The organism is Moorena sp. SIO4A1 (assembly GCF_010672065.1).
Lineage (GTDB): Bacteria > Cyanobacteriota > Cyanobacteriia > Cyanobacteriales > Coleofasciculaceae > Moorena.
On the sequence record NZ_JAAHHX010000735.1, the window covers coordinates 1 to 1,427 of the forward strand.

Sequence of the window (1,427 nt, forward strand, 5' to 3'; positions counted from 1 at the left end):
GGCAAAGGAAGATATTGTGCTGGGGTTTCAAGCACCAGAATTTCGGCAATATACGGACTATGGTGTTGGTTAATTTGTAAGCATTCAGCGGTCAGCATGGTAGGGTGGGCAAATATTGAAAGTTTGGCAATTTAATTAGGAATCATGTCTATTTGCCCACCCTACAAAAGCGTACGCATTTTATGTCGAATTTTCAACAGTCCAATCTTCGTGCAATAATCCTGGTACCTTATCAAAATCTTGATGATTACGAGTTAACAAAACCAATTCACGTGCATAGTGCAATGGCAGCAATTCGCGCATCCATCTTTGCCAGTTGAATTCGTTGGGATTGTAATTGATTAAATCTCAAAGCTGCACCGGCATCAAACGAGACGAGGGGTAATACCTTGAAATCGCTGACGAGTCGTACCATCATTTCATAACCTTTTACTACATCATTGGTGTTACGAGCCCGATTAATATAAGCGTGACAGCCTAGCATCTGCTCATGAAATGTTACTGTTGATACTGCAAAATCCGACAGTGGATAGCGATTCATACGTCTCAAAAGGTTATCGTAATCCTTTCCTGTTTGTCGCTGAAGAATGCTTAGATGATCTGTATCCAACAAATATTTCATGGTTCGTCTTGCGCTTCGAGGATAGATTCATCGCCTTGGCGTATGGCTCGTCCATAAGCCAGCACCTCCTCAAATGCCGGTTCATCTTTAAAAGAGCCTGTAATTTGTTGTAGCCAATTCATCGGCTGGGGGGTCGAAACTTGCTTCTGTAACTGCGCGTTCGCAGCCTCTATGGCTGTTAGCCTTTCCTCTAGGGAAGTGTTGATTGTCATTTGAGTTTTTCGTTAATCAGTAAATCAATTGACGTTGTTATATAGCAATTATACGACTTGTGAGGTACACAATTTCTAGATTTTAGGGAACAGGGAACAGGGAACAGGGAAGAGATAAGAGGGAATAGCGATACGCTGCATTAAAACAGGGAATCAACTTCAAAGAAGACTGTACCTCATGAGTCCTAGAAACGCTATAATTCAATATAACATAATAATCAACTGATTTGTTGGGTTTTGTTCCCTCAACCGAATCTACAATATCGGCGTAAGCACTTGTTTTTTTCGGCCATTCCTTGTACTATTAACTCGTTGATTTTGAGTAATGTAAATAGATGATGTGTTATATTTCATGCTATAGATGGTGGGTTACATTTTATGCTATAGATGGTGCGTTACATTTCATGCTTCGCACCCTACAAGAGATGCGATCGCTCCAAACTCCCTAATCCCTGTTCCCTGTTCCCTGTTCCCTTTTCCCTATTATTGACTATTTATCTCCTTAACTTATCAACATCTAAACTATGCTTTCACAAAACCTGAAAATTGTTACTCTGCTCCCCAGTGCCACGGAAATTGTGGCCGCTTTAGGA

The 1,427-nt window shown here is 40.9% G+C and carries 4 protein-coding genes; 2 read left to right on the forward strand and 2 right to left on the reverse strand.

Annotated elements, in window-relative coordinates; translation table 11 throughout:
* Window positions 1-16 precede the first annotated feature (16 nt).
* Window positions 17-73: a hypothetical protein gene (locus tag F6K53_RS46350; RefSeq protein ID WP_366511447.1), complete on the forward strand. Its 57-nt coding sequence runs from the start codon at window positions 17-19 to the stop codon at window positions 71-73.
* 195 nt (window positions 74-268) lie between these two features.
* Here the strand turns inward: F6K53_RS46350 and F6K53_RS42445 are convergent, their stop codons facing one another.
* The gene (locus F6K53_RS42445) at window positions 269-550 is read right to left on the reverse strand and encodes a hypothetical protein (protein ID WP_293058595.1); all 282 of its coding nucleotides are present in this window, start codon (window positions 548-550) and stop codon (window positions 269-271) included.
* Window positions 551-618: 68 nt separating this feature from the next.
* Window positions 619-834: a hypothetical protein gene (locus tag F6K53_RS42450; protein ID WP_293086540.1), complete on the reverse strand. Its 216-nt coding sequence runs from the start codon at window positions 832-834 to the stop codon at window positions 619-621.
* A 387-nt stretch (window positions 835-1,221) separates the two neighbouring features.
* Between F6K53_RS42450 and F6K53_RS42455 the strand changes: the two genes are divergently transcribed.
* Complete coding sequence (locus F6K53_RS42455; RefSeq protein ID WP_293086543.1) at window positions 1,222-1,377, forward strand: hypothetical protein; 156 nt, start codon at window positions 1,222-1,224, stop codon at window positions 1,375-1,377.
* Window positions 1,378-1,427: the final 50 nt, after the last annotated feature.